The organism is Klebsiella sp. 2019SCSN059 (genome assembly GCF_021739525.1).
In the GTDB taxonomy this organism is placed as follows: Bacteria; Pseudomonadota; Gammaproteobacteria; order Enterobacterales; family Enterobacteriaceae; genus Klebsiella; species Klebsiella quasipneumoniae.
The window spans coordinates 1-6,633 of sequence record NZ_JAKKOM010000067.1 but is presented as its reverse complement, the minus strand read 5'-3'; the positions used below and the strand labels follow the sequence as shown (position 1 = coordinate 6,633).

8 protein-coding genes and 1 pseudogene are annotated in these 6,633 nt (G+C 44.2%); all 9 read left to right on the top strand.

What is annotated here, in order from left to right:
- On the top strand, nt 1-456 hold a 456-nt coding region (locus tag L2I46_RS28365), incomplete at its 5' end, for a DUF2345 domain-containing protein (protein ID WP_236948405.1).
- Nucleotides 457-465: 9 nt separating this feature from the next.
- Nucleotides 466-2,853, top strand: a complete 2,388-nt coding sequence (locus tag L2I46_RS28360) for a hypothetical protein (protein ID WP_236948404.1) — start codon at nt 466-468, stop codon at nt 2,851-2,853.
- Between the two features lie 3 nt (nt 2,854-2,856).
- Complete coding sequence (locus L2I46_RS28355) at nt 2,857-3,345, top strand: hypothetical protein (protein ID WP_087824052.1); 489 nt, start codon at nt 2,857-2,859, stop codon at nt 3,343-3,345.
- 129 nt (nt 3,346-3,474) lie between these two features.
- Nucleotides 3,475-3,642: pseudogene (locus L2I46_RS29845) on the top strand (hypothetical protein); the annotation flags it as partial.
- A 284-nt stretch (nt 3,643-3,926) separates the two neighbouring features.
- The gene (locus L2I46_RS28350) at nt 3,927-4,355 is read left to right on the top strand and encodes an EF-hand domain-containing protein (RefSeq protein WP_236948403.1); all 429 of its coding nucleotides are present in this window, start codon (nt 3,927-3,929) and stop codon (nt 4,353-4,355) included.
- A gap of 35 nt (nt 4,356-4,390) precedes the next feature.
- Complete coding sequence (locus tag L2I46_RS28345; RefSeq protein ID WP_236948402.1) at nt 4,391-4,906, top strand: pesticin C-terminus-like muramidase; 516 nt, start codon at nt 4,391-4,393, stop codon at nt 4,904-4,906.
- A 58-nt stretch (nt 4,907-4,964) separates the two neighbouring features.
- A complete protein-coding gene (locus L2I46_RS28340) occupies nt 4,965-5,117 on the top strand; it encodes a hypothetical protein (protein ID WP_236948401.1) in 153 nt (50 codons plus the stop codon).
- Between the two features lie 7 nt (nt 5,118-5,124).
- Nucleotides 5,125-5,658 (top strand): hypothetical protein, encoded by a 534-nt coding sequence (locus tag L2I46_RS28335; protein ID WP_142293049.1) that lies wholly within the window; start codon nt 5,125-5,127, stop codon nt 5,656-5,658.
- 243 nt (nt 5,659-5,901) lie between these two features.
- Nucleotides 5,902-6,219: a hypothetical protein gene (locus L2I46_RS28330; RefSeq protein WP_236948400.1), complete on the top strand. Its 318-nt coding sequence runs from the start codon at nt 5,902-5,904 to the stop codon at nt 6,217-6,219.
- Nucleotides 6,220-6,633: the final 414 nt, after the last annotated feature.

Here is a 6,633-nt window from a genome sequence, read left to right as displayed (position 1 = left end):
CATCTTCAGCTCAGCAGCACCCGCAATACCATGATCAATGCCGGTCAACATCTTGATATCGGTGCGATGAAAAATCTTTCTGTAACGGTAGAAAAAGCCCTGGGTATGTTTGTGCATAAAGACGGGGCGAAGCTGGTTGCCAGCCAGGGAGATATCGAGATTCAGGCTCAGCATAACACGATGGGACTTCTGGCAAAGCAGCAGGTGGCGATAACCTGCAGTGAGGATGGGATTTCCATCAGCACGCCGGAGACGCTGACGCTGAATGGCGGCGGATCGTATCTGAAGCTGAGTAAAAACGGCATTGAGCATGGTTCTGAGGGGATGATGGTGATGAAAGTGGCGAATTATCTGGTTCCCCGTACCGGGGCATCATTGAAAGGTGTCACGGAGACCTTCAGGAAAACCACACTGGAACTGGTTCCTTCCCAGCGGCGCGGAAGGATTTCAAGGTAAGAAACTCATATGAAAATCAGTTACCCTCTCAGGGACACCAGCGGTAAAGAATTTCGCTCACTGGAAGATGTTATGCGGCTTATCGACGGAGAAGCGCACGGGACCTGGCTGCTGGGGGCGAACGGATTGTGGCATGGCGGGATCCATATTAGCGACATCTCTAATCCCTTTTCCGCCCTGAATCCGGATGCAGTCAATGCCGGCGACCCCGTTCCCCTCCAGTTTATGGCAGACGGTACGGTAGTGGCGTACCGGATAAACAATGAATACCTGACAGCGCCATACTGCGGACAACAACTGCGCTACAGCAGCAGCTTTGTGCTGGTGAAATCACAGTGCAAGCCTGACCCGCAAAAGGAAAAAAGCTGGCTGGCGTTTTACAGCCTGTATATGCATCTGGCCCCGGTGTCTGATTATCCTTCATCTCCCTGCTATAAAGTCAGGGACGGGCACAGCGGCATACTGTTACGTCAATATAAAGCCGGGCAAAACGGGTTGCCGGAGGGGGAGCCGGATAACGGTGAAGCCGGAACATATCCTGCCCCGGCGAAAACGAAAAAAAGCCTGAAGGCAGGCGATCGTTTTGTCTCCTCCCGGACGGGGTGTTTTTATGTCACGAAGAACGGAAACGCAACCCTGACAACCTTTGGCCTGGTTCGTTTACTGAAAGAAAATGTTCCGGGAAAAGAACAGTACTGGGTGACGCTGGATCCGGAGCTGATGGAGCCGGACGGCGAAATGCAGGGATTATTGCCGGAGTGGATGCAGAAGGCAAAACAAAAAGGGGGGTTCGACTCTGTGGAGCTAACGGGCGAAACAGAAGAATGGAAGGTCAGCGCCGGAACGCCCGTCGGATTTATGGGATGTATGGAATCGCCGGGTGAGGGAAATAATCTCCTGGATAAAGAGTGGTTTGTGCATCTGGAAGTGCTGAGTACAGATCCAAACATGCCAGGATTTTTAGCCAACCCTGAAAAAGTGAAAGGTGATAAACGGTCCGTTCTGGCAGCAAAGGGAAGCGCCCTGTTTACCCGGCAGGATGTTACGGGACAGCCCGTCTTTACAGCGACATCAGCGCGACTGAGCGCACAGTGCCGGCTCCTCCGTGAGTCAGCAATGCCTGTCGCGGATGAAGCACAAAAATGGTGGTATAAGGTCAGCGGAAGCGGCTGGCTGCCGCAAAGTGATGTTGAAGAAGTAAGTCAGTACGATCTGTTAAAACTCGGGTTTCAGGCGCTGGAGGAAGACGGTAATAGTGACGTGATGAACAGCCCGTATGAGAGCTGGGTACCGGAGGCGTTTGGGGCGATAAGCCGTTCAGCAGAGCAGGAGGTCTCCTGGCAGTACGGACAGGTGCCACAATTTTATCGTGATCTGATGGCGGAGATGGACAGCAACCGGGACGGGAAAGTGACGACAGAGGAGATCAGACAGGCGCTGGCAGTTCGTGATCCGCTGGTGAAAGATGTGGTCAACCGTCTGGTGGTAAAACATCACAGCGAGTGGTGCGGTGGCCGTTCGACGGGGCGCTGGGAAGGGTTTTATAAGGATCTGGACTCGCTGGAAGTGAAATACTGTGAGAAATGGCAGGCGGACCTGGAGTGGATGAGCAAGGTGCCGCCGTTTGATAAGGATGAGGCGGTGTGGCATTTTCATCCGGTGTTTTTTTTGAATGAATTATTATCTTCAAAATTAATTACACTGGAAATGGTTCTAGCTGCAAATCTAAATAAAAATAAAATTCAATGTGAAAGGGTACTACCTTATCTCAATAAATATGCAAAAGCCTATAAGATGGAAGATAAAAAAGAAATTGCACATTTCCTGTCTCAAATTGGACATGAAAGTGGTTTTAGTATAACAGAGGAAAATCTAAATTATAGTGCTAAAGGAATGCGAAGGATTTTTGGGTGCATTAAAGGTCCAGCTCAATATAATAAAAATACTGATGATTGCAACTTGGGACGTTTAAGAGATAAACTCTGGACTCAGGAATCTTTGTATGCGCATAACCCAAAAAATTTGGCTAATTATGTTTATGCCAGTCGAATGGGTAACGATGGAGAATCTTCTGGGGATGGTTATAGATACAGGGGCCGAGGGATGATTCAGTTGACTGGTAAAGATGGCTACAGATTTTTTACTAATAAACATAATGAAATGAATCCGGATGATAAGAGAAACTTTGTCGAACAACCTGATCTAGTGATAAGTAATACTGAATATGGTGTAGAGTCAGCTTTTTCCTTTTGGGTAAGTAAAGGACTAAACAAAACTGCCAGAGCATTGAGTGTGCAAGAAGTCACGCAAATAGTTAATGGTGGGCAGAATGGTTACCCTGATCGCCTACAAAGGTTTAATGCAGTGGCCCCATTATTAAGAGTCGATAAGGAGTGATTTATGCGTGGCTTTATTTTTGGCTTATCTTTGTTGATTTCTTCTTTTTATGCACTAGCTAAAACCGACATAGTACAAGGGCCATTTAAGTTAGATGCTAATGATAGTGTTTATATTAAGAGGGAGGATGATGCTAATTATCCATTAGCTCTTTATTTCAAAGCTAATGGTAATAGTATCAAAGTGGAGGCTTATGAGGTCGATGGTGGTGAACCTCATGTGGAAACAATTTTTTTTACTAAAATAAACAATAAAAAAAATATAATTGTATTAATCTCATGGGAACAACGACACTCTGCGGAAAAAATAAATGGAACTGCGTATCAGGTTTATGGTTATAACTATAACCTTAATAGCCTTTCTATAAATCCTTCTATAAAAAAAGACCAGAATCTCAACGGCCTCAATGGAGAATTTAATGGTGAGGAGTTACATTTCAAATATAAAAATGCAACAGAAATCAAGACATATCTACAATCCCATTATAAATAATTCCGGAAAGCTTTGGTACGACTCGTTAAACTAAAGACACATCCAACTGACAACTAACCCTGTTAAGGAGAAATCTGTATCTCTGTCCGTAAAGAGGGAAATAAATTCTGAACGAATAAGAAACGGGATACGGCTGAATTATTTTATGGGGTAAGATATATTGCGATAAATATCTTAATGCAACACAAAGAATTTAAGGCGGATTTGAAGAGAAAGATGAAAAGTGCGGCGATGGACAAAGAATACTTCAGTCCATGCGGGCTACGGGATCTCGTAATTTTGCCCTACCAGGGATGAGGAAGAAAGCATTGTGCTGACATTTGACGGACAGGAAGAAGGAACGCGGCAATGAGCGGAGCACTGATGAATAAAGGACTCAGTCTGACAAAAAAGCTGACAGGTTAGTCACGGTACCGGGTTGATGTGCATGAATGCAGCGATTTCCTGGATGTTCTGCGTTACAGTGCGGTGGAAACCCTCTGTCAGCACTGTAGTGATGTTGTTGCTGTTACAAAAAGAGTAAATCGGCGAGGCTGGCGCGCAGTGCCAGCTCTCCCGGGGAGCGGCAACGCCCGTCGCGGATGAGTCACAAAAATGGTGGTATAAAGTCAGCGGCAGTGGCTAATGATGTTGAGGAAGTTAACCAGTACGATTTAGAGAAACTTGGGTTTCAGGCGCTGGAGGAAAGCTGCGGGGGCGATGTGATGAACAGCCCGTATGAGAGATGGATCTCCCAGGCGTTTGGGGCGATAAGCCGAACAGCTGAACAGGGCGCGGGGTATCAGTACGGTCTGGTACCACAGTTATATCGTGACCTGATGGCGGAGATGGACAGCAACCGCGACGGGAAAGTGACAGCAGAGGAAATCAGACAGGCGCTGGCAGTGCGGGATCCGCTGGTGAAGAACGTAGTCAACCGGCTGGTAGTCAAACATCATAGTGAATGGTATGGGGCCGCTCGACAGGGCGCTGGGAAGGGTTTTATAAGGATCTGGACTCGCTGGAAGTGAAATACTGTGAGAAATGGCAGGCGGACCTGGAGTGGATGAGTAAGGTACCGCCATTTGATAAGGATGAAGCGGTGTGGCATTTTCATCCGGTGGTGTTTTTGGATACTATTACTGATAAATTTACAGATGTGATTGAATTCCAAACAACTATGGGCGTTTATAGAATTTCAAAGAAATCAGCGGAATTCATATTATCCTGGGAGGCATATATGCCTAAACCATATGTCCCAGCAGGAGATCAATCAAGTGGTGTTACTGTCGGATATGGATATGATTTAGGGCAGCAAACTACTTCATCGGCAAGGGCATTGTTATCTGAGTATTACTCGGACTCACAGGTTGAAAGGTTACTTTCTACAATTGGTAAGAAAGGTAACGAGGCACGAGCAATTGTCCATGAGTTGTCTGATATTACAATTGAAAAAGATAAAGCATTAGACATGGCCATGGTATTAAAAGAGCGATATTGTCAGACCGTTGTTGATACTTATCCCCCAGGCAATAAGTCTTCCTCCAGACAGTGCCGGGGCCATATTATCATTAGTATATAATCGTGGGCCATCATTAGCACTTCCTAAGCCTGGGGACCCAATCGATAGGCGTCGTGAAATGAGAGAGATTCGTGATGATTTTGAACAGGGAAATATAAAAAGCATCCCTGAGCGCTTGAGAAGTATGAAGCGTTTATGGCCGAATCAGCGAGGGCTTGGTCTACGTAGAGATGGCGAAGCGAAGTTAATGGAAAATGAAATTTCCAATTGAGGATAAAATGAAAAATTTTATTATAAGAACGTTGGTTCTTGCATTGTTCTTTTTTTCAAGTGTGATTTGTGCTTGCGGCGATAACCCTAATGCCCTTGTTCAGGGGCCATTTAAAGATAATTCCTTCACTAATGGATTTATTTGTTTTCAGTATGCACCTGATAAAAGGGATATAGATTTTTATCTAAGTCGCACCAAGGATGGTGAGTTAGATAACTCTAAAATCGATACCTTCCATTACTCTGACGCTCCAGTGGAATTAATGACCATTTTCTTTATGCAAGTAAATGGACATAGAAATGTTGTTGCTCTTCTTCGATGGCATGTGAATTATGAAAGTAATGGCGTCGAATACCCATATTATTATGAGGTTAAAACATATAAACATGACGAGGTGCGAGGGTATATAAAAAATTTGGATGGAGAAAAAGATTCTGAATTATCTGGTTATCAAATTAAAAGGAACGGAAATATCAAAAATTTTCCATTGGGTAATGCCGAGAAAATAAAACACTTTTTGCGCGTTAAGTATAGTATGTGATTTTATATCTACTGTGTAAAAGATCAGGGTTAGAACAACCTGATTTAGTGATAAGCAATACTGAATATGGTGTAGAGTCAGCATTTTTCCTTCTGGGTAAGTAAAGGATTAAACAAAACTGCCAAGACATTGAGTGTCCAAGATGTCACACAAAAAGTTAATGGTGGGCAGAATGGTTACTCTGATCGCCTGCAGAGGTTTAATGCAGTAGTCGCATTGTTGAGAGTAGATAAGGAGTGATTTATGCGTGGCTTTATTTCGGGGTTGTCTTCGTTGACTTTTTCTTTTTATGCATTAGCTAAATCCGACATAGTACAAGGGCCATTAAAGTTAGATGCTAATAGTAGTATTAATATTAAGAAAGAGGGTGGTGTTAATTATCCGCTAGCTCTTTATCTCGAAAGTAATGGCAATAGTTCCAAAGTGGAATCTTATGCGGTCGATGGTAGTGAACCTCATGTGGAAACAGTTTTCTTTACTAAAAAAAGTAATTGTATTAATCTCCTGAGAGCAACGGCACTTTGCGGAAAAGATAAATGTAACTGCGTATCAGGTTTATGATTATAACTATTCCCTTAATAACCTTTCTATAAATCCTTCTATAAAAAAGGATCAGAATCTTAATGGCCTTGATGGAGAGTTTAATGGTCAGGAATTACATTTCGATTATAAAAACGCAGCAAAAATCAAGACATATCTGCAGTCTCATTATAATTAATGCTGGAAAGCTTTGGTGCTACTTATCAAAGGATTTAAGGCGAGTTTAAAGAGAAAGATGCGTCGGGCTGCGGGATTTCGTAGTCATACCCTACTTGGGAAGAGGAAGACAGCATTGTGCTGGAATTTGATGAACAGGCAGAAGGAGAGGCGTCATGAGCGGAACACTTATCAGGAAGGTCACCGACGCGGTGCAACAGCTGTCAGGGCAGTCACGTTATCGGGTTGATGTACATGAATGCAGTGATTTCCTTGATG

Bases quoted from the DNA above. Each gene is read 5' to 3' on its own strand.
- L2I46_RS28360 (WP_236948404.1), top strand. From the start codon at position 466: ATGAAAATCAGTTACCCTCTCAGGGACACCAGCGGTAAAGAATTTCGC.
- L2I46_RS28355 (WP_087824052.1), top strand. From the start codon at position 2,857: ATGCGTGGCTTTATTTTTGGCTTATCTTTGTTGATTTCTTCTTTTTAT.
- L2I46_RS28350 (WP_236948403.1), top strand. From the start codon at position 3,927: ATGAGTCACAAAAATGGTGGTATAAAGTCAGCGGCAGTGGCTAATGAT.
- L2I46_RS28345 (WP_236948402.1), top strand. From the start codon at position 4,391: ATGAGTAAGGTACCGCCATTTGATAAGGATGAAGCGGTGTGGCATTTT.
- L2I46_RS28340 (WP_236948401.1), top strand. From the start codon at position 4,965: ATGAGAGAGATTCGTGATGATTTTGAACAGGGAAATATAAAAAGCATC.
- L2I46_RS28335 (WP_142293049.1), top strand. From the start codon at position 5,125: ATGAAAAATTTTATTATAAGAACGTTGGTTCTTGCATTGTTCTTTTTT.
- L2I46_RS28330 (WP_236948400.1), top strand. From the start codon at position 5,902: ATGCGTGGCTTTATTTCGGGGTTGTCTTCGTTGACTTTTTCTTTTTAT.